Below are 20,652 nucleotides of genomic sequence, written 5' to 3'. Positions count from 1 at the left end.
CTCTACAGGCACATCACAAGATCGTCAAAGCCGAGCGATCCTGCCCCATGTGCCACCCATGAGGGGCTAAAATTAATCGTCACCGTCGTTGTTGGCGTATTGTTTCTGCAAGGCCTCGTTCACAACAGCCTGCATGCTTTCTGAAAACGCCATACTGGCAACAAAGGGCGGGTTTTTCGCGGCCTCTTTGATCTCTTCAGACAGCTGCTTGCGGCGCGCAGTGTCACGCGCCAGATCAGCCACCAGCGCCACGTAATCATCCGGCGTATTGGCCAGCATCTGATTAAATCCAAGTGTGCTCACCAAAAATTGGTCAATCGAGCGGGTAAACTCACGGCGCAGCACCACAGGCGGCGTGCCATAGATCAGCGCCAGATGCGTCATCGTGGCCCCCCCATGCGGGAAAGAGGACAAATAGATATCCGACAGCGCAATCGCAGCTTCCGCTTCGGGCACGCTCAATTCGCCCAACACAATAATACGGTCCATCGACACGCCCACAGCCTCAGCCGCGTCAGCCAGTTGGCGGTTAAACGCAAACGCCTGACTGCGGGCCGCCCAGCCCGGGTTATACGGCGCCAACAGCAGCTTGCCGTTGGGCACAGCATGCAAGGCGCGCAGAATCGTACGCAGACCTTCGCTGCGCAGTTTTTGCGACGAGCCACCATTCATCATCACAACGTCATCCTCGGACAATCCCAGAGTTGCACGGTTGAAACCGGGCAGCTTTTTGGGCTTGAGCGAATTGAGGAAGTTGATGACAGGCCCCTCGACCTTCAACACTGTTTCTGGGTGATGCACATCCTGCACTTCGGCTGTCGGATCATCACTGCGTCCCGTGACAAAATAATCAAACGACGGGAAACCCGGAGAGATTGGCAAATGCGAATTCAGTGACATCTGGATCGGAGCCACACGGTGATACAGAGCACGTTCCAGATCGCGCACACCAAACGTCGTGGCGTTGGCATACAAGAATACATCCAGATCATCCGCCAGTATCGTCTCGCGGATGTCATGTGGTCCGCCCGTGATCGTACGGCGGTGTTCGATCACTTCGTCAAAGATTTTGTCAAATTCTGCATCATCACTCACTACGCGGTCTCTAAAGGCCATCGAGTAGGTGAAGATCTCAAACCGGGCAGGATCAAAGGCGCGGAAGAATGCAACCACCGCCTCGCTGTCGGGGCCTTTGGCAAAGGTCCGGCACAGCAGGCCGATGCGGATACGCCCTTGTGACAGGTCTTGTGCACGCGGCTTTGCGCGCGGCGTAGGTCCATTGCGCTGTGCAACATGCTCCAGCAGGGTATTACGTGCTTCCAGTGTCGGGCGCAGCGGCGCATCCACCAGCAACAACTGCCCCATATCGATCTGTTCCGCGGCTTCCATAACCCGGCTGCGGATGTCTTCCTCTACCTCTGGTGCCAGATGGCGTGACAGCCAGCTCAGCAACCGTTCGGTATAGGCAACATAACCAACGTCATCGCCTGCTGCGTATAGATAGGGCGGCGTGGCGAGCCATTTCAGATATAGCTGCTGCACATCGGTTTCAAACAGGTCCAGATGACCAACCAGCGGCAATTTCCATGCAGGAATATACAGGATTGCCAATGCAAGGGCTTGCTCGATCTTGCGATCACCTACCGCACCCTCACCCACAACAGACAGCGCCTCAAAGCGGGCATTGATCTGCGCAATCGTCGCCAGTTCCTCAGCGTTATAGTTGCGCAACGTGACAAACCCCGAGCGGGTATTGCGTGAGAAGTCCTGAAAGAACGCATGCTTCAACAGCTTGGAAATATCTGCCTGCGGTAGCGTCTCCAACAGGCCGTGCAGCTTTCTGCGGGCCACGGTCATTGCCGCGTCAAACCCTTTTGGTGTCGGGCTTGAATGCAAGCTCCATGCGCTGGTCAACGTGTCTGCTTCGGTGCAGGCCCCATACAGCGCATCCAGATGCGCGCGGGCCTCGTCCAGCGGGCTGTCCGCAATGACATCCGATGCCTGTGGCGGGAAGAAAGGTGTTACCAAAGAAACTGGCACGGTGAAGGCTTCATGCGCCTCTGGCGCGCGCCCCGGTGCCGTCCCGATGATCCGCCAGCCCGCAACATTGATGATGTCATGACCCAGCAGCGCACCAAGCGCGCTCCAAAGATAGAAATTCGTACCCGGCGCGTTGGAGAACAACGCAAACACACGGGTGCCTTTGGGCGCAAACAAGATGTTGGCCAGATGCGCACCGCTTTGGGCAACAATGCCGCCGCCAGATGTTGAAAACAGTCCAACCTGTTCGGAGAAGGTCAGTTCCTCACAGCGCGCAACATCAAAATCGCGCTCTTTCAACGCCGCAGTCAGTTCCGTGGCGTTCAGCATATTGCGCATGAGACCATTGCGCTCCAACAGCAAACGCCCCCCCGGGGTGGTCTGTGTGCCGTCGCCGCCCAAACGGGCAAGACGCGCAATGATCGCAGGGTGGAAACGGGCCGCATTCACCGGAGGCATATCACTGCCGAAAGCATCTTGAATGACGTTAGGCATGCTGCCCACGTACAACCTGCCCACTTTAACCGATGTGTGCCGTGCAAGGCGCACAATCGGATGTTTGGGCAAATATAGACGCAACGCCTGGTAATGCTGCTCGGGCATACCATCATCAGCCAGAATGGGCGTGCATTCAGGGGCAATATCGACTGCCAACAGAATGCGCGGCAGCACTTCCAACAGGAAGTGGAAATAGTTGTTGCTATAAGTTCCAGAGGCCAGAATGCCGGTAGGCAGCCCCGCATCCGAAGCATAGCTGCGCAGCAGGACTTTGTCTTTTGTCACAGCCACAACCGCGCCGTGACCCTTGACCTGCATGATGTCAGAATCAAACCCGTCCAGCCCGTGATCTACCCATACACCACTTTGCGCAATGAACCCGTCATTGCCCGGCATCAGTGTCGCCTCGCGGTACAGCGCGGCAGTCGCGGCGGGGGCCATATAATCGCCAATCGGTGGGGCGATATGGGTCTGAGCAACAACAGAGGGGCGGTTCACCAGCACCCGTTCGGTGGCATGTATTTCCGTGACCTGCTCGGCTTCGCTATCGTCAATGCACAGCTGTCGGGTTTGTGCGGTGAGGGTCGGGTGTTTGGCCCCCACGTCAGGGTGAATGGCCCCAATCAGCATATCTGCTGCGGCAACATCGCTGCCCACCTCAAACAGGCCTTGCGCCATTTTGCCTGACATATGTCCTTGGGCGTCATCCAGTGCCAGCGCTGGCAAAAACAACCGCATCCCGCGCGCCACATAATCAAGGATCGGAGACCCGCCCCCCTCCGGTTTAAGGAAGCGGCGGTAGTAGGCATTGCCGTCAAAACTAGGATGCGGCAGACGGCCCTCAACCTGCCCATGTTGCAGAAAATGCTGCAGCGGGCTGATGCTCAGATTGCTCAGATCGGGGTTATTATAGAGATAGAACTGTGTCGAAAACAGCGGGTGCGGATCGATGTTATGCGCCATGCTGTTTTCGATAAAATATTGCGTCAAACTGATCTTTAACGTCTCGGCATAGGGCGCTTGTTTGAGAATGTGGTTCCCCGACACCAACGGGTGTGTGTCCACACCCAGACGGTTTATCGTCAGGTCCTGCAATGCCACCCTGGAGGACACCAACGTGCCTGGGCGAGTCTTTTCAATGTGAGCAACAGACACCAACGTATGAGGGTCACGGCCCCGCAGGTTCCCCTCAATCAAATGCGCCCACAGCACGTTTGGTGCCGCTTTTGCGTAATGATCCATTTTTTTGGTTGCTAGTGTTTTAGGCTCGAACAGGGCCGCGCCGTTTGGCTCGTTGAAAGACGGAGACCCTTTGGTCAGGTAGGTCACAAAAGTCTTGGCAAAGCCCTTGACCGAGGTTGCCAGCAATGCGGGATCAACCAGCGGATGCGGGCTTAGCATGTCATCCGCACCTGTTGTGATGAAATGTCCCAGCACCGTCTCATCTTCGGGGATCAGCCCCGCCTGACGTGCGTAATGAATTGGGTCAAAGAAGGTATGTGTCGCGACTCTGCCGGGGGCCTTTAGATATTGCAGTAATACGCAATCAGTCAGCGGATCACCCGTTGGCGCCGCCCACAGGTTTGCAGCCTTAAGCGCGGCGCGACAATAAACAGGATCAAACAAAGGATGCGGTTTATATCCACAAGCTTCGCCGCGCATCACATAATGCGTCAGCGGCTTTTTCTGAGCGATTTTAAGTTCGGTGTCATTCAACTGAGAGAGATAGAAACTAGAATCAAACAACACATTGCAAGGGCGCGATTTACCCTCGCCATGAGAAACGAAATGATCGAGCGGGTTCAGCCCCGCTTCCACAACATCGGGATTTTTAGTTTCGTAATATTCAATATCCAACAGCGCTTGGGCCACGCGACGGCGATCCAGATCCAGCGATCTAGACCGCTGCGTTTCTGAAACTTTAATCAGCGCATGAAGGCGTCTGTGGAACCTTGCCCATGAGTGCCCCTGCTCAAACCACTTTTGGGACGCGGCAGACATTTCCTCCAGCCGCGCAACGCCGCCCTTTTTCCAGAACCCGCGCAAAGCGTCTTCCAGACCCTCAACCGTTTCCCACACCAGCACTTCATCAGGTGCATGGGTTAGGCCCGCGATATAACGCCCCACTTCATCTCCGGCACCGCCGTAAACCGCAATGGGCAGACCTGCATAAGCCGCCTCAACCACCGTCAATCCACCGCCTGAGGGGAAGGAGGTCACAAACAAGTCAACATCGTTTGCCACCAGCGTTTCAGCAACCGAGTGCACTTCGCCAATCAGGGTCAACCGATCCAGCGATTGTCCCGCCTGAGACAGCGCATCTTCGATCTTGCCCTGCATACCAGCGCTGACCGCACCGATATGATAATGCTGACCACGGGTTGTCATCAAAATGCTGGCCAACACATTGGGCAGGCTCAGCGTATCTTCACCGTGGAATTTATGCATCCCCCCGCAGGTCGCCGTGTTCAGCGATCCGGTTCCCATGAATGTACGCGTGCCCGATGCGATGATGCGCTTGATCTCTGGTTTGATACTTGGCTTGAGGTTCTCGGGTGCATACACCAGCGGCAAAAGATGCACGCGGTACTGCGGCCGCAGGGCCTTGATTTGTTGTTGCTGCTCGGTGCGGATGGCCAGATGGGTCGCCAGTGGCAGATCAACACCCACACTCGCCACGGTATCCGCATGGTGCACGACATAGGCACGCGGGCCATAATCGCCGCTGAATTCCGTAAGCGCGATCGCCGCCAGCACATCCTCAGGATGGTGGAACACAAACAATCGTTGCGCGGCAAAGCTTGCCAGCTTTTCACGCAACCACAGCAGACGGTCAAAGTGATCCAGCGCAGGATCGGGATAGATCGGGAAACCGCCCGCCTCAACAATGGCCTTCATCCCAAAGCTGCGGCTGTCTTCCATGGCGCCCGTGAACAACACGATGTGACGTTCGTCAGGGCGGGCCGCGATGATCTGCTCGATCAGTTTGCGGTGCCCCCCTGAGTGGTAGATTTCCGTGACCAGATAGATATTGGCAGGACGGTCAAATCCGACAGGATTGGAAGAAACCGGAAAATCACCCGCAATCTCATGCGCCATACGTGTGCATAACGGGTCAATTTCATCTAGAAAAAAGCCCGCCTTATTCGCCCGTAATTTTACCTGCGATTTGGCAAGTGCCCCCAGACGTTCCAATGCATGGGGCCAGTCGCCCGCAGCAAGGGCAGTCTCGATGCACTGTGTTTGTGATGTGTCGGGGCGGGGTGTATCCGATATGGAATTCATTGTTTTACTACAACCGCCATCTAGGCAATGCTGCGCACGGCATCGTTGACATGCTGGGCGATTTCATGGGCCTGCTCGACGCTCAAATGCGGACCAATCGGAAGGCTTAGGCAGGTGCGGCAGATTTCTTCTGTCACAGGAAACGACATGTCGCCAAAGTCTTCGACAAAGGCACCGCTTTTGTGGTTGGCGATGGGATAATGCATCGCCGTGGCCACGCCACGCTCGGCCAAGGCCGCCTGCAAGGCTTCGCGGTCCGGCGCACGCACCACAAACAAGTGCCACGCCGATTGCAGCCCCTCACCAACACCGGGCAAGGTCAGGCCGGGGGCCCCGTTCAATGCACTCAGGTAGATATCTGCAATCTCGCTGCGGCGCGCGCTCCACTCGTCCAGCTTGCGCAGCTTGACCGACAGCATCGCCGCCTGAAGCGGATCAAGACGTGAGTTATAACCCACCTCGTCGTGTTGATATTTCACTTGGGCACCGTAGTTACCCAACATGCGGATGGATTGGGCCAGATCGCCGTCATCCGTCACAATCGCCCCGCCATCACCAAATGCCCCAAGGTTCTTCCCTGGGTAAAAGCTGAAGCCTGCCACATCGCCTAACTGGCCAACACGGCGGTTGCCATCACGCCCGCCATGGGCCTGTGCTGCATCTTCGATGATCTTCAGATCGTGTTTTTTGGCAAGCGCGCGCAGCCCGTCAGAGGCGGTCGGCTGACCATACAAATGCACGGGCATGATCGCTCGGGTGCGCGGTGTAATCGCATCAGCCACCAGCGCCAGATCAATGTTCATCGTGAAAGGATCGGCATCCACTGGTACCGGAGTGGCGCCCGTTTGTGCCACGCCCAGCCATGTGGCGATAAAAGTATTGGCAGGCACGATCACTTCGTCACCCTCGCCAATGCCATACGCGCGCAGCGTCAATACCAAGGCGTCCAGACCGTTGCCAACGCCAACGCAATGTTTTGCCCTACAATACGTCGCAAATTCCTGCTCGAAATTCGCAACAGCATCCCCGCCGATGTACATGCTGCTGTCCATCACACCGTGATAGGCCGCATCTAGATCATCCTTCAGCGTCCGGTATGTAAATCCTACATCCAAAAACGGGTACTTCATTGCTCGGCTTCCTTATTTTGAATAGTCCACTCCAGAAACTCTTCGTAGGAGTAGAGATAGTCTTCTTGCTCATAGGGGTGTGACGCGAAAACACACAAAACCGAGTCCGGCTTGATAAAGCGGATGCTGCGCCACAGGCCCGGCGGCACCAAAACACCTACCGAGGGGCTATCGAGCAGAAACTTGAACTGCCGCGTGCCATCGTTGAACGTGATTTCACATGACCCGTTCATACACAGCATAAACTGCTGAAGTTTTTTGTGCCCGTGTTCACCGCGCACAGCACCCATCGGAATATCAAACAAGTAATAAACCCGTTTAATATCAAAAGGCAGGCCCGCAGCCTCAACAACGCCAAGCTGGCCACGTGCATCTGAAAAACACGCTATTTCTATCAATTCGGGTTCGATGTGATGAGACATGATTTATACCTATGTCTGAAAATTAATTGGTAACACGAAAAAAGAGTGTAACGTTTTAAAACCAGTGAGTACTAAAGTTAATTTCACCTGTAATCCCCTGACTTCGCGCAAGATGTCAATGGCGTTTATCCATACTTGCCAGCGCCTTTTATACCATAAACCGTCCGCCGCCATCTGCACTCCAAGCTCAGGATGCAACAAAAATCTTTTTCTGAGCAGCCTCCAGCGCGCTCAGCTGGGCTTTTGCCGCATCAAAATCTGGGACAGCCTGTACAATCCGCACCGAATTCTGCCCCCGTTGCACCAACGCATCCTCTAGCAGCGTGTCATAGTCCAGATGATCTTCGGGTCGGATGCCCAGATAGGCCAGCAACCGCCCAATCAGGGCGCGCCCCGCCACATGATCCGTATAGACATCTTCGAAGTACATCATAAACGGCGCAGGTTTGGACCACTTCGTCATCGCCACCAGTTCCTGACGGCGAAGATGGCTCTGACGCATCTCGGACAGGGCCCGCTCAATGTTGATCGGTTCCAATGCCCGCTCGCCAGCTTCAATCTCGGGGTATATTTTCTCAGTTGAGCCCGCGCCCCACGCGCCCGACAACTGAGCCAGTTCCAGTGATATAACCCGCGCGGCTTCGCTGCGCCGGTCCAGCACAATGTGCCGGTATCCCAATTTTGTTGTGACCTTCATCAGGACCTTATTAAAGGCAGGGTTCATCAACTCGTAACAGTGTTTGATAACCGGACGGTGCGCCAGACAGTCTTCCAGTTCGGCCCGCACCTGCTTTACGTCACCCCCTTCGGCCAGCATCTTTGGAATGTGGCGCAGCTTACGTTCAACATTGAACGGTTCGTGCTGGATACTAGGGTGCTCTGACAGGATATTCAGCAACGTGGCAAGCGTCGTACCCCCCGTACGGCGCATGGTCCAGATAACATATGGATCGCTCACTACAGCTACCTTTTACACGTGAAAATAGATGCCCCCAAAGTAACACCCCCCCACACAAGGGGCAAGATGATGTATACAAACGCCATGCGCTCTTTACCTACTGGGCAAGTTGCGAAACAACACCCGTATGATCACTCCCCCCACCTTGGTGACCCTATGACCAACAACGCCGCTGACCCTCTCGTGCAAACCACGCAAAAGGGCCGCATTTCAGTGATCATCCCGATCTATAATGTCGCAGAGCATGTGGCGGCGTGCATCCATAGCCTGCGCAGCCAGACCTTCACCAATTTCGAAGCCCTCATGATTGATGATGGTGCCACAGACGGCAGCGGCGACATCGCGCTTGCCGCCGCGCAGGGCGATCCACGGTTTAGCCTGATCCGGCAGGAAAACGCCGGCCTCAGCGGGGCGCGCAATACAGGTCTGGCGCAGGCAACGGGGGGCTACATCGCCTTTGTCGACAGCGACGACCGTGTGATGCCCGATTATCTGATGCGCCTGTGGCAAACCCTTGAAGAAACCGGCGGTGACTGGGTCGCCTGCGCAATTCAATCCAATGACATCGATGGCAGCGGCAGCGCGCATTCCGCCATCCACGGTGCCGCCGACCTGTCCCGCCACGTGGCCCCGCGCCGCTATGCACTAGATACATGGTCGGATGTGATCTGCCACTTCCCCTCAGCGTGGAACAAGCTCTACCGCCGCACCCTCATCGAGGGGTTGCGATTTGACGAGGGCACATGGTTTGAGGATCACGGATTTTTCCACCGTGCCGCGGCACGCACCGATCACATCATACACCTGCCAGAGGCGCTTTATATCCAGACGCGCGGGCGCGCGGGCCAAATCACAGGCGAAGACAGCGACCGCGTGTTCGAGCAGTTTGATGTGCTCAAACAGATGCAACAGATGTTCGCGCACAGCCCGCGGCCGGGGGGCGATCTGGCATTGGCACGCATCACCACCCGTCTGGTGTTTGAACGCAGCACCATCATTGGCGATCCCGACCGCCGCGCCCGATTTGCCAGTGCCGCGCAGGAGTTTATGCACACCCACTCCCTCGCGTATCTCAGCGACTGGGATACAGACATAGGCCTCAGCTGGCAGATGGAGATGGAAGGCCTCTTACCGCTAAGCGTGATCCTAAGCTGGGATGGCACCGACATCGAGGCCTTGGGCCACACCCTTGAGGGGCTGCGCCAGCAAAGCACACCGGGGCACGAAGTGCTGATCGTCTGCCATGACGCTACCGCCGCGCGCGCAGCACAGGGTGCAAACATCCCCATGGCCGCCCATTGGCACATCCTCACCGCAGCAGCGCGCGGAACAGGTGCGGGGTTTAACCACGGCATTGCCCATGCACGCGGGGCCTATGTGATCTGTCTGGCCACAGGTGATATCCCCACCCCGTGGAGCCTGCAGCACAGCGTTGAGGCGATGCTGCGTGCGGATGCTGATTTTGGCGTGGCGCAGATGCGCTTGCATGACCCTGAAACAGATGTGCTCAGCTATCACAACGGCATGCATGACATGACGCTCTGGCCGCTTGATACGCTACCCGCAGGGCCGCTGGAAATGACCCCGCTTCAGGTCTTGGGGCTTGAGGCGCATTGCTCGGCCAAGGTGTTCCGGCGTGCGTTTCTGACAGACACCGGAGCGGGGTTTACCAACGGCGCACGCCCCGATTGGGGCCTGTGCCTGATCGCCGCCCTGCGTGCGCGCCGCATCACATATATCGCCCATGCCCTCGTTACCGTGCCGATGCACAATCAGGGTTTTGCACGGTGGGGCGCGCCCTACGGCCTCAAGGCCATGCGGCGCGCACACATGGCCTTGTTAGAGACTGTTTGCGCACAATTCCCACAGGTCACTCTGCCCAAAGGGTGGCAGCGGCGCTTGTTTGCCCGCGCCCTGCGTGAACAAGTTTATTTTGGCAAATACCCCAGCCGTTGGCATCGCCTTGCAATGGTGTCAGGGGCCGCAGCGCTCTCTGCGCGCCTTGGGTACGGCGCCCCCGCCACTGCTGGTCTTGATCCATCCGTCGGGCCGCGCCTGTCCCGCATGATGGACCCGCTTGCGGTGATAACCCGCCGCCCGCCGCCGCCCGAGGCCAACACAACAACACACCCCAAAACAGGCAAAACCATCGCTGTGCCGCCCCCTGATCTGCACCCCTTTACTCTGGGGACCAACGGCATGGTGCAATTTCAGGCCGTGCTACACACCCGCCCCTACGCTAACATCTATTTCTACGCGACAGACAGCAATCAGGTTGTGTTCCACCTGTCCCTGCGTGGCCCTGAAAACCTAGCCGTGTGCAACGACCAGCACGCCGATGGCCGATGGCGCGCGCAACGCAGCTGCGCGGTCGATTTGCACGCCGATCCCACAACCGTCACCCTGACATTCACGCCTCCCCATGTCTGTGTGCAGATCAACGGCCGCGAAGTGTTTCGCTTTGGCGCACGCGGGCTGCGCAATCGCGAAGGCTTTGCGGGGTTGGACACCATCGCAGGGTTTACCTGTGAAGGGCATGTCACCCCCCAGCATATCATCCCTGACATCCCCCAAGGTGCGCTGGTTCTCGACAGTCGCCTGATGCTGCGCACAACAGCAGATGCGCACACCAGCATAGAGATACAACCGGCCCGCACTCCCCTGCCACTGATCCCAGCCCCCCAAGGCACCGCCGCCGCCTTGCTGCCCGCGCGGTTGTGGCACGATGTCCCCGACGGAGGTGCCTTAACGCTCACCCAAACGCACAGCACGTTAACCCTGACCCGTGTGCAGATGGCTGCGCGCCTTGAAACCTTGTTGTGTGCCCCGCTTGCCTGCACCGACAACACCCTGTGCCTCGCCGTGCTTGAACATATCCGTCACGGCAATCTGCTGAACCTACTGTCCATCCCTGCGCAAATCCAATTGGCCAAGATCGCCAAGTTCTATGGCGCAACGCCCTTTATAGAGACTGATACGCAGCACCTGAACACCCCTCCGCCCCCTCTGAGCGATGATCCCGTGCGCACGCAGGTCGACATTGCCGTGGCACGCCTGACCCAAAGCCAATCCGCCGCAAACTGCCCTGATGCCCTGTCAGTGGTTGCAGCAATGCAAGTATCCGCAACCGCGCAGCAGCCCCTCTTCCTTGCGCTCAGCGAATATTTCTGCGCCCAAGAGCGCGACTTTGCAGGTCTCTATGATCTGGCATGTCACCAAGGCATCCTGCCGCTGGATATCCCCCCTGACCGCTGGAGCCTTTCTGCCGCTTTGCCCTATCTGGCCGCAGCCGGAGAAGACGCGCAAATGGCGCAAATGTTGGATCAGCTTGTAGAGGTCCGCGAGGACTGGCTGGTCACCCCTGCAATTGGTTGGGCTGTGCGCCATGCCTTAACCAGCGCGCACATCCCCTCCGATACCTACGCGCAGATTTTCCACAGCTTTGCCGCGTTCCTGCGCAACCGCGCGCCCGATTATTGGGACCGTGCCCAGTGCCGCGAGCTGACACGTACCGCGGCCGCGCTCATCCGCCATTCCTCCCACATGCCGGCCCCTTTACAAGCAGAGGTCATGGCCCTGTGTCTTGAGGTGTACGGCCTGTCACGTATGTTCTGGAATGATCTGGAAACCGCCCCGGACCTGCCTGCCCAAATGCAACAGGCACAGGCCGCCTATCACCAGCTCATCACTCCACAGACACCCCCGCAAGAGCGCGAGGATGCCCTGCACCTGTTTGAGGCCGCACAGGCCGTAGATGCCCCCCGCGTGCGGCGCGAGATATTCGGCCCTGCAGGGTTTCCCATGCCTAGCCATGCCTCCCTTGATACCGCCGACCTGCCCGCAAATCCTGCGCAAGGTCAGGCACAACAATCCCAAGACATCCTGCGCCACATGGCCAGCCCAAACAGCAGCGACGTCACCCCTGCAGTGGCCGTCCGCGCCACAGATGCGCTGCCCGCGCTGTATCCTGAAACACCGCGCGCGCCCGACCTCGGGCATCAGCAGGCCACCACCACCCGCGCCATCGCATGGCTCCGCGACCCTAACGCTGACATCACAACGCTGACCGACGCGCTGGCACTGCTCGCTGGTCCAGACGCGCATCATCTGGGGATGGGCATGGCACTGGCCCTGATCGACACGGTACAAGAAACCGCCCACGCGCAAGAGCTGTGCACCTGGTTGCACCTCCAGTCTGAACAGCACGATCCCGCGTCTTGGCGCGCGGCCCCTGCCGTGGTGACCCCGGCGCACCGCCTGCACAGTAATTCACCACAGCTGCCCTGCGTGCAAACCCTGCTGGACGCGCTAGCGCTCCCCGATCTGCCCATCCCTCCTGCGGGCGCAACAGACCAGCCTGAAGGCGCGCCGCTGTTTGACACAATCGTGACCGTTTTCTCCTGCGCGCAGTACCTTGATACCCGCATCCCCGCCCTGCGCGCAGGTTGGCTGGGCCTGCTCGAAAATCTGGGTGTGCCCTATGTGGTTGTGATCGGGAATGGTGATGGCACGCGCCGCGGCGATATCGTACATTTAGACGCCCCTGACGATTACGAAGGTCTGCCCCAGAAAACCCTCGCCACAATCGCATGGGTGCATGACAACACCCGCTTCGGTCACATGCTCAAGATCGACGATGACTGTTTCCTCAACGCCGAGCTGTTCTTCAAATCCCTAAGTTACGCCAAGTTCGACTATTACGGTCGCCGCCTGCACCGCGTCCCCGGCCAGACCGACCGCATATGGCACCAAACCAAATCCAGCACACCGCGCGGCCAGATGGACCTTGATAAATCGCCCGAACCTTCGGAATACGCCGATGGTGGATCGGCCTATACCCTCAGCCGCACAGCCATGGCCGCCGCATTGGATGCCGCCCGTAGCCCAGAGGGCCAGCAGCTGATTGATGTGTCCTTTATGGAAGATAAAATGCTGGGCGATCTGCTGGCCATGCGCGGCATCTATGTAGCCCAAGAAGACTACCGCGTGTCCATTCGCCGCCGCACATGGCGCGATGCGCTTCCCGTGGCCTCATGGCTCAATAGCTTTCACGCCAGCGCCACCGCCCCTTTGCAACTGGTACATCTGGATACGCACCTTGATCAGGCCGCAGCAGTGAAGCGCCTGAATACACCCACGCTATCACCGCAAAAAATCTGGCCCAGCTATCAGGATGTGAAACTGGGTTATGACAGCAACGCATTAGAGCTGATCAGCACGCAAGCCTCGGTTCAGGCGGCCTGTGATGCGGATGTGGCTGTTGTCGCCTGCATGCGCAACGAGATGTTCATGCTGCCGCAGTTTCTGGCCCATTACCGCAAACTGGGTGTGCGCGCGTTTCTGATCGCTGACAATTGCTCGGACGATGGCACACTGGAATATCTGGTCCAGCAACCCGATGTGGCCCTGTTTTCAGTAGATACCGATTATAGCTCCTCCCATTACGGTGTGGCGTGGCAGCAGGCCATGATGGCCGCGTTTCGTGTGGGCAAATGGTCATTGGTGGCGGATGCGGATGAATTGCTGGTCTGGCAAGAAAACCAGACCCAAACATTGCCCGATCTGCTGCAAGACGACGATTTCAAAGACGCCGATGCCGTGCGCCTGTTTATGCTCGACATGTACCCAAAAGGGTCGCTGGAAGAGGCCGATTTCACCCATGGCACGCCCTTTGATCAGGCAGGTTTTGCCGACCGCATCCCCTTTGTGACCAGCACAATGACGCGCGGGCCCAACTCCAGCCAAAGTTGCTGGACCTCGGCCCTGCGTCACCGTCTGATCCCCGGCTCCCGCCCCAATCTGTTTGTCGCGCAAAAACTGGCCTTGCTGCGTTATCATCCTGCCATGCGCCTGTCAGCAGGTTTGCATTTTGTGGGGGATGTGCAGATTGCGCCGCGTGAATTGCTGCTGGCGCATTTTAAATACAACGCTGATTTCTACCGAAAAGCACAGGCCGAAGTTCTGCGCGGACAACACTTCAACGACGCCGAAGAATACCGCAAATACCTTGCAATGGCTGCTGAAGGGCGCAGCGTAATTTACGACCCCGACCTGTCAGTGCCATGGGCGCAGGTGCCCTTTGTCAAACGCAGGTTAACCCCTTAGGCCGCGCGGTAGATCTCTAGCAACTGGTCCACGTGGCTGGGCATAGTGACAGGTGCCATGGCACCGCGCCAATAGGCGGCCATATCCACGCGCCCTTCCAGCAGGCCCGCAACACGTGCGACAAAATCAGCTGCGTCCCCTGCGGCAAACACCATATCGGCGCTGGCACCCAATTCGGGCGCGCCACCCATATCCGATGTCAGCAGCGGGATGTGACGGGCGTGCATTTCGATCGCCACCTGAGGCAGGTTGTCATGCCACAACACGGGCACCACCCCCACATCAACAGACGCAAGCACTGCTTCCAGATCATCGTGGGTATAGCCATCGTGATAGATCACCTCGGCCAGATGATCACCCAGCCGCATCACCCGCGCCTGCGTGGCACGGTCCACCGCGCGCGCAGCAATCACAATGCGGATGCGCGCGGCCATTTCGGGCGGCAACGCCTCTAGCGCGTCCAGCAGGAAGTAAAACCCTTTGTCACGGCGCATATAGCCCAGATACCCCAGTGTTAGGGTCTGTTTTTTCAATGCATCCTCAACGGGCTGCGTCTGCGTGAACATCTCTGCGGCTTGCGTCCCGATATAGCTGGTCGCGGTCAGGTCTGCGTCGATGCCATAGCGTTCGGCCAACACCCGCACCGCATCCGAAACACAAAGCACATGATCACAGTGGGTGTTGATCAAGCTTGTCATCGCAGTGCGCCGCGCAGCAAAGGCGGCAGCACTGGCACGCGCTGTATCAGGGTCTAATACACGTGCTTTTGCTACATCTTTGCGCTGACCACGCAACCAGCGTATGGCGCGCAAGCTGCGCCCACCTGTCCATAATATCGCGCGGAACGCGATGTCATAGGTGCGTGTCCCGGGCTCTAGCCCCGCACAGCGCAACCGGTAGGAAACGCCATTTGCCACGCGAAGCAGCCGTGCATCATGTTGGTGGGTCAAACATCCCGAACAGCGCGCGCCATCTTCAAAATCTTCGCAGGTCTCACGCTCTCCGAACCACAAGTTCACCTGTGGGCAGATCGGATAATAGTTGTGCAGAGCCACAACCACCTTCATCTCGGGATAACGTTCCTTGATCGCCAACGCGTCTGCAGGCAGCCCCTCAAGGTTGTTGAAATGGATCACATCATAGGGGCCCGTGCGTGCGACAAAGTCGAAAAACACATCGCGCGTGGCATCATGTGATACCTGCGCAGGGTCGCCAAAACTGTGATGGGCATGGGCCAGCACACCCGAATTGATCAGCTCGTACCGGCAGTCACGGTCGGTCTGCGTGCCATGGCGTACGGGTTCCCAACGCGGCGCGCGCGCGGGCAGATCATAAGACAGGCCAGAGGATAAAAACACCGCATCAACATCAGCGCGCCCCTTGAGGCCCGTCATCACATTGCGCTGATAAAGCGTAACACCACCGCCACGCCCTTCGGCATCCAGATAGTCGACCCAATTGTAGTATAAAACCCTTAGCGGGCTGCTCACAGCTCGTCTTCCAGCCAACGCCCTAATCCGATCTGATTAAAATAGTACCTAATCGGTTTGGGATCTTCAAAACGGTCCAGTATGGAATTACTGCTTTGCTTGACCAGCCTGCTTTTCATACGCGGCTGGAAGGGCACATCCAGAAATTCACATAGACCTTCCTCAAAACCGGATTGGAACATCTCACGGTATTCATAGGTAACTTTGGGATTCGGCAAGTTAGCCAACCAAAGCGAAATCAGATGGTCAAATGTTGCGTATTCATGCCAGCGGTGGCTGATCTGGCGCGGCGTGGCGACAATTTTGCTCGAGACATGTGAATTAACCCGTGACTGGGCCCATTTCTTGCTCTGGAACGCCTTAATCAGAGACGAAATTTGCGCCAGCTTATTCTCACGCCAGATATAAATAATCGTCACGTCAGGGTTTGCGGCCAGCTCGTGCAGGATCTTGATGTTGTGGCCAATCATGTACTTGTACCCACAACAAGCCAACCCTTGGGCTTCTCCTTGTGCAAAGAAAGCCTCCATATGGGCCACCGGATCTTTATCACGGCCCAAAATCGCATCGTGGGTGTCATCGCCGGGACCATGACCAATCACCGCAAAGGGGTTGTACTGCTCCCCTGCGCAACTCACGTCCCGATGCGCATCCAGCAAACTCATTAGATATGTGGAGCCACTACGTGGCAGTCCTAAAACTACAAAGCGTTTCATCAATCCCGCATCCTGCGCATACATTTGCACATCTGTTTAACAATCTTACGCCTTATCAAAGAAACGCGGCCCGACTTCAAGCACCCAGCCGCACAAGCCTACCTGTCGTTGACAACGTCCAGATGCGCCTGAATGGCCTCGTCTATATCTTCAAAATACGTCAGGTCACCCGCGTGCAGCAAAATACCTGAATCGCAAAAGCTGCGCACCTGCCCCATCTCGTGGGTTACCAAAATCGCACTCGAGGTTTTCATCCGGTCCTTGAACAACGCGTGGCTCTTGCGCCGGAATGCAGCATCCCCCACCGCCGTGACCTCATCCACCAGATACGTGTCAAACTGGATGCCAAAAGAAGCGCCAAAGGTCAGGCGCGACCGCATGCCTGCCGAATAGCTGCGCACAGGCATATTAAAGTGTTTTCCCAGCTCGGCAAAATCTTCGACAAAGGCGATCAACTCATCCGTATCCACGCCGTAGATACGTGCAATAAACCGCACGTTTTGCGCGCCCGTCAGCTCTGGGTGGAACGATCCGCCAAACCCCACAGGCCACGAGATAGACCCATCCGACACCACACGCCCAGAATCCGCACGCAACGTGCCTGCAATCAATTGCATCAGGGTCGATTTACCCGCCCCGTTCAGCCCCAACAATGCCAACGACTTACCTGTTGGCAATTCGGTATTGAGGTTGTTGATCACAATTTTTTTCGTTCCGCGCACCTGATAGCTTTTGGTCAGGTTTTCAAATCGGATCATCCCATGCCCGCCCTAGCTACGATCACGAACAGAGTAATAAACCAGCGCCATAATCGACCAGCCCAGCAACAAGAACAGGGTCGTCATCCCTATAATCACCCCGTGACGGGGATATTCACTGGTTTGGGCCTGTGTGGGCGCAATATAAGTCGCCAGATAGCGGCTTTGACGTTGGGCATTGGCGCGCGCCAAATCCAGCGCGGCCAATGCGGCGCGATAGTTTTCCTCGGCAAATTCGCGGTCCACAACCAAACCTTCGTATTCTGCAATCAAACGTGGATAGTCATCGCCTGTGCCGCCGTCTTGGGTGCCCGTACTGGACAGCTGTTCGCGCTCACTTGTGATCCTTGCGCGGATCACCTCGATCAAACGCTCGGCCTGACGTGTCCGTGGATCGCTTTCGCTAGATGTTCCAGCCAGCAAATCCAGATCGATCAGCGCCTGTGCAAGCTGTTGTTGCAGGTTGTTCATCACACCCATGCGCCCCTGAATATCTGATTCCGGGTCTACGATCTGGTTGCTTGAACGGAATTTAGTGAGCCCTTCACGTGAAGCCTTCAGCCGCGCAACCGCTTCCTCCAGATCACTACGGGCATAACGCATGGCATCCTCGCGCGCCTGTTCATTAAGCGCGTTGATCATGTCCTGGCTTAACCGCAAGATTTCTGTCGCCACCTCACGGGCTTTTTCAGGCGTGAACGCCTGTACCCGCATTTCAGTCAAACCAGAGCTTTGGTCGTAAGCCACCCGCACAACCCGGCTCCAATATTGTTCCATATCCTCGATGCTTGCACCCGGCTTAAGAGCAAAAATCGGATCTTCTTGCCAAAACGCCCCATAGTGCTCACGCAGGCCGATGTTATCATCGACTTCCTGTATTAGAGCCTGACTAAGAATAAATTTGTACAAAATGTCCCCGTCCGAGGACCCAGTAGCCCCCGTCAGGCTGGCCAATCCGCCCAACAATGAGGACGCGCTGCCGCCTTCTTCTTGGCGCACCGTGAATCCGGTAAACGAGCCGTATTGATCCTTAGCCACTGCCAGCAGGTAAAAAACGACCACCGATAAGGGAATAACTACAATCAACAAAAAGGAAATCATCAGGCCATAATGGCGACGACGCAGCTTTGCTGCGCGCGCAGGCGGACGCTCAGGCCGTTTCATGGGCTCTACGGACGGGCTTGCTGTCGCTACTTGCTCTGGTGTTGCGCTGTCTTTAGGGGGTATCACATTCATTCTTTTTCCAAAAAGATGATTTGAACTTCAGTCCAAGCTTTTACATACTGCTCTTGGAATTGCCAGCATTGGAACACCCCGCAATGTCCATCCCCCGCGCACAAGCGACCAAGATTGCCCATGGGTCAGAACGCAGCTTTGCAACAGGGCGGTCGGTCTTTGCGTTGATCTTGCGCGAAATGGCCACCCGGTATGGCCGATCACCGGGGGGATATGCATGGGCCGTGCTTGAACCGTTGGGTGGTATTTTGGTGCTGGGCTTCGGCATGTCTCTGCTGATTCGAACACCACCGATCGGAAACAGCTTTTTGTTATTCTTTGCCACCGCGTTTTTGCTCTTTGCGATGTATCAACAACTGGCGGGTGAAATTGGTCGCTGCATCAATTTTTCACGGGCTTTGTTGTTTTATCCCGCTGTCACTTGGGTGGATGCGGTGCTTGCGCGCCTGACGCTGGCGGTGTTGACCCATATCGTGGTTATGACCCTTTTGTTTACAGGCCTGATGATCACCACCGATACCCGTGCCCAGCTTGATATCAGCGCCATTATCGGGGCTGTCATGCTCACCGCATTTTTGGGCCTCGGGATTGGTGTGCTCAACTGTGTGCTGTTTGGCTTGTTTGATGCGTGGATGCAGGTCTGGAGCATCATCAACCGCCCTCTGTTTTTCATCTCGGGGACGTTTTTCCTCTATGAGGACATGCCGACATCCCTACAGGACATGTTATGGTGGAACCCGTTATTGCACATCACCGGCCTGATGCGGCGCGGGTTTTACAGCACATATGAAGCGTCTTATGTCAGCATCCCCTATGTCTGTCTGGTCGCTACATTATGTCTGTTTTTCGGCGTTGTTCTGTTGTCGCGCTTTCACCGCACGATCCTCAACCGATAAATCCCGCTTTAATCGCGCGGCTTGGCCCATTCCAGCACGCGGGTGTGGGCTACATTTGTACGCCGCATCAACCCATCCTTGATCGCGCGCGCCAGCAACGCCAGATAACGCCCCCGCTCGCCCGAATGAAACCGCACCTTGAGCGTCCACTTTGCCACCATCAACGGCAAAACCAATGCAAACCAAGGGCCTGATGCCAAACGATAAACCAGCAAGAGATTGCGGTAATGGTAGTAGGTTTTCCACAGCGGTTTAAACCGCTGATCGGCGTCTGTCATCGTGGTGAAATCATGCTCAAACCGGATGGCTGGATCAAACAAGATCTGCCCTCCCGCCTGCCGCATTCCAAGCGAATACAGCACGTCATCCCCGTAGATAAACAGCGATCCGTCAGGATATCCCACCGTTTGGATGGCCGCACGCGAAACAAACAGCCCCACAAACGAACCGCTATCCACAGCACGGTAGGCCGAACTGCGGTAATCAACTTCATTCAGGTGAAACCCGTCGCGCCCTTTGCCGCGCAACATGCCTGTCAGCGTGCGCTGCACCATGCCTTTGTGCCAGAACGGGTTCAACGTGGGGCGGTTCATGTCACAAATGCCCCCCGCAGGATAATAAACCGCCGCAGCCCATGCCATGGCTTCGCTGCGGTCTACACTGTGAAAGGCTGCAACCGCGCCGGGGTCGGGGCGCGCATCATCATCCATCACCATAATCCAGTCGGGATCAAATTCTTCAACGGCCAGCCGCATTCCCGTCTCAAACCCACCTGCCCCACCTGCGTTAACGGCGCAGCGGTGCACCACCAGTGTGCCTTGGGCCTGAGGCGTTTCCATCTGCTGCGCCAGCCAGTCTGCCGTCTCATCCGTTGAGGCATTGTCGATCACAATAACCTTCTCCACCCCCTCAGAGCGTGCCTCCAAAAGACGCCCCACCGTGACCTGCAATTGCGCCAACCGGTTATACGTCACAACCACAGCCACAAGGCGGGGTACTACGGAAGAAGCATCATGTGGCACAGGCTATCCTTTTCTTGCAGATCAAACGCCCCGTGCTGTGGCCATAAATTACGCCACAAGTCAAACATATCAGTGCTGCAGGGCCTGTGTGCGGGT

Annotated in this window: 11 protein-coding genes; 2 read left to right on the top strand and 9 right to left on the bottom strand. The window is 56.9% G+C overall.

Annotated elements, in window-relative coordinates; all coding sequences use genetic code 11:
* Positions 1 to 72 precede the first annotated feature (72 nt).
* The 4 genes from V7775_RS22425 to V7775_RS22410 all read right to left on the bottom strand — a co-directional run bounded on the left by V7775_RS22425 (position 73) and on the right by V7775_RS22410 (position 8,333).
* Positions 73 to 5,823, bottom strand: coding sequence for a glycosyltransferase 61 family protein (locus tag V7775_RS22425; protein ID WP_335754168.1), 5,751 nt, complete (start codon positions 5,821 to 5,823; stop codon positions 73 to 75).
* Between the two features lie 20 nt (positions 5,824 to 5,843).
* Entirely contained in the window at positions 5,844 to 6,953 is a 1,110-nt protein-coding gene (locus V7775_RS22420) for a DegT/DnrJ/EryC1/StrS family aminotransferase (RefSeq protein WP_335754167.1), read from the bottom strand.
* Positions 6,950 to 7,375 carry a sugar 3,4-ketoisomerase gene (locus tag V7775_RS22415; RefSeq protein WP_335754166.1) on the bottom strand — a complete coding sequence of 142 codons (426 nt, stop codon included), beginning with the start codon at positions 7,373 to 7,375 and terminating at the stop codon, positions 6,950 to 6,952. Before V7775_RS22415 ends, V7775_RS22420 begins: the two co-directional genes overlap by 4 nt.
* Positions 7,376 to 7,562: 187 nt before the next feature.
* On the bottom strand, positions 7,563 to 8,333 hold the full coding sequence (locus V7775_RS22410; protein WP_335754165.1) for a hypothetical protein: 771 nt from the start codon (positions 8,331 to 8,333) through the stop codon (positions 7,563 to 7,565).
* A gap of 66 nt (positions 8,334 to 8,399) precedes the next feature.
* On the opposite strand from V7775_RS22410, the gene V7775_RS22405 reads away from it, so the two are divergent.
* Positions 8,400 to 14,438, top strand: coding sequence for a glycosyltransferase (locus tag V7775_RS22405; RefSeq protein ID WP_335754164.1), 6,039 nt, complete (start codon positions 8,400 to 8,402; stop codon positions 14,436 to 14,438).
* On the opposite strand, the gene V7775_RS22400 is transcribed toward V7775_RS22405, so the two are convergent.
* The 4 genes from V7775_RS22400 to V7775_RS22385 form a co-directional block, all read right to left on the bottom strand.
* Positions 14,435 to 15,928, bottom strand: a complete 1,494-nt coding sequence (locus V7775_RS22400) for a glycosyltransferase (protein WP_335754163.1) — start codon at positions 15,926 to 15,928, stop codon at positions 14,435 to 14,437. The two genes, V7775_RS22405 and V7775_RS22400, sit on opposite strands and share 4 nt — an antisense overlap.
* Positions 15,925 to 16,644: a sulfotransferase gene (locus tag V7775_RS22395; protein ID WP_335754162.1), complete on the bottom strand. Its 720-nt coding sequence runs from the start codon at positions 16,642 to 16,644 to the stop codon at positions 15,925 to 15,927. Before V7775_RS22395 ends, V7775_RS22400 begins: the two co-directional genes overlap by 4 nt.
* A gap of 98 nt (positions 16,645 to 16,742) precedes the next feature.
* Positions 16,743 to 17,402, bottom strand: a complete 660-nt coding sequence (locus V7775_RS22390; RefSeq protein ID WP_335754161.1) for an ABC transporter ATP-binding protein — start codon at positions 17,400 to 17,402, stop codon at positions 16,743 to 16,745.
* A gap of 12 nt (positions 17,403 to 17,414) precedes the next feature.
* The gene (locus tag V7775_RS22385) at positions 17,415 to 18,638 is read right to left on the bottom strand and encodes a sugar transporter (RefSeq protein ID WP_335754160.1); all 1,224 of its coding nucleotides are present in this window, start codon (positions 18,636 to 18,638) and stop codon (positions 17,415 to 17,417) included.
* Between the two features lie 83 nt (positions 18,639 to 18,721).
* Here V7775_RS22385 and V7775_RS22380 point away from each other — a divergent pair, with 83 nt between their 5' ends.
* On the top strand, positions 18,722 to 19,534 hold the full coding sequence (locus tag V7775_RS22380; RefSeq protein ID WP_335754159.1) for an ABC transporter permease: 813 nt from the start codon (positions 18,722 to 18,724) through the stop codon (positions 19,532 to 19,534).
* 8 nt (positions 19,535 to 19,542) lie between these two features.
* Here V7775_RS22380 and V7775_RS22375 read toward each other — a convergent pair whose 3' ends face one another.
* Positions 19,543 to 20,556, bottom strand: coding sequence for a glycosyltransferase (locus V7775_RS22375; RefSeq protein WP_335754158.1), 1,014 nt, complete (start codon positions 20,554 to 20,556; stop codon positions 19,543 to 19,545).
* Positions 20,557 to 20,652 lie beyond the last annotated feature (96 nt).

The sequence above is a fragment of the Sulfitobacter sp. genome, assembly GCF_036960155.1.
Classification (GTDB): Bacteria; Pseudomonadota; Alphaproteobacteria; order Rhodobacterales; family Rhodobacteraceae; genus Sulfitobacter.
Note: the sequence above shows the minus strand (reverse complement) of the source record. Positions and strands in the feature narration are given on the sequence as shown.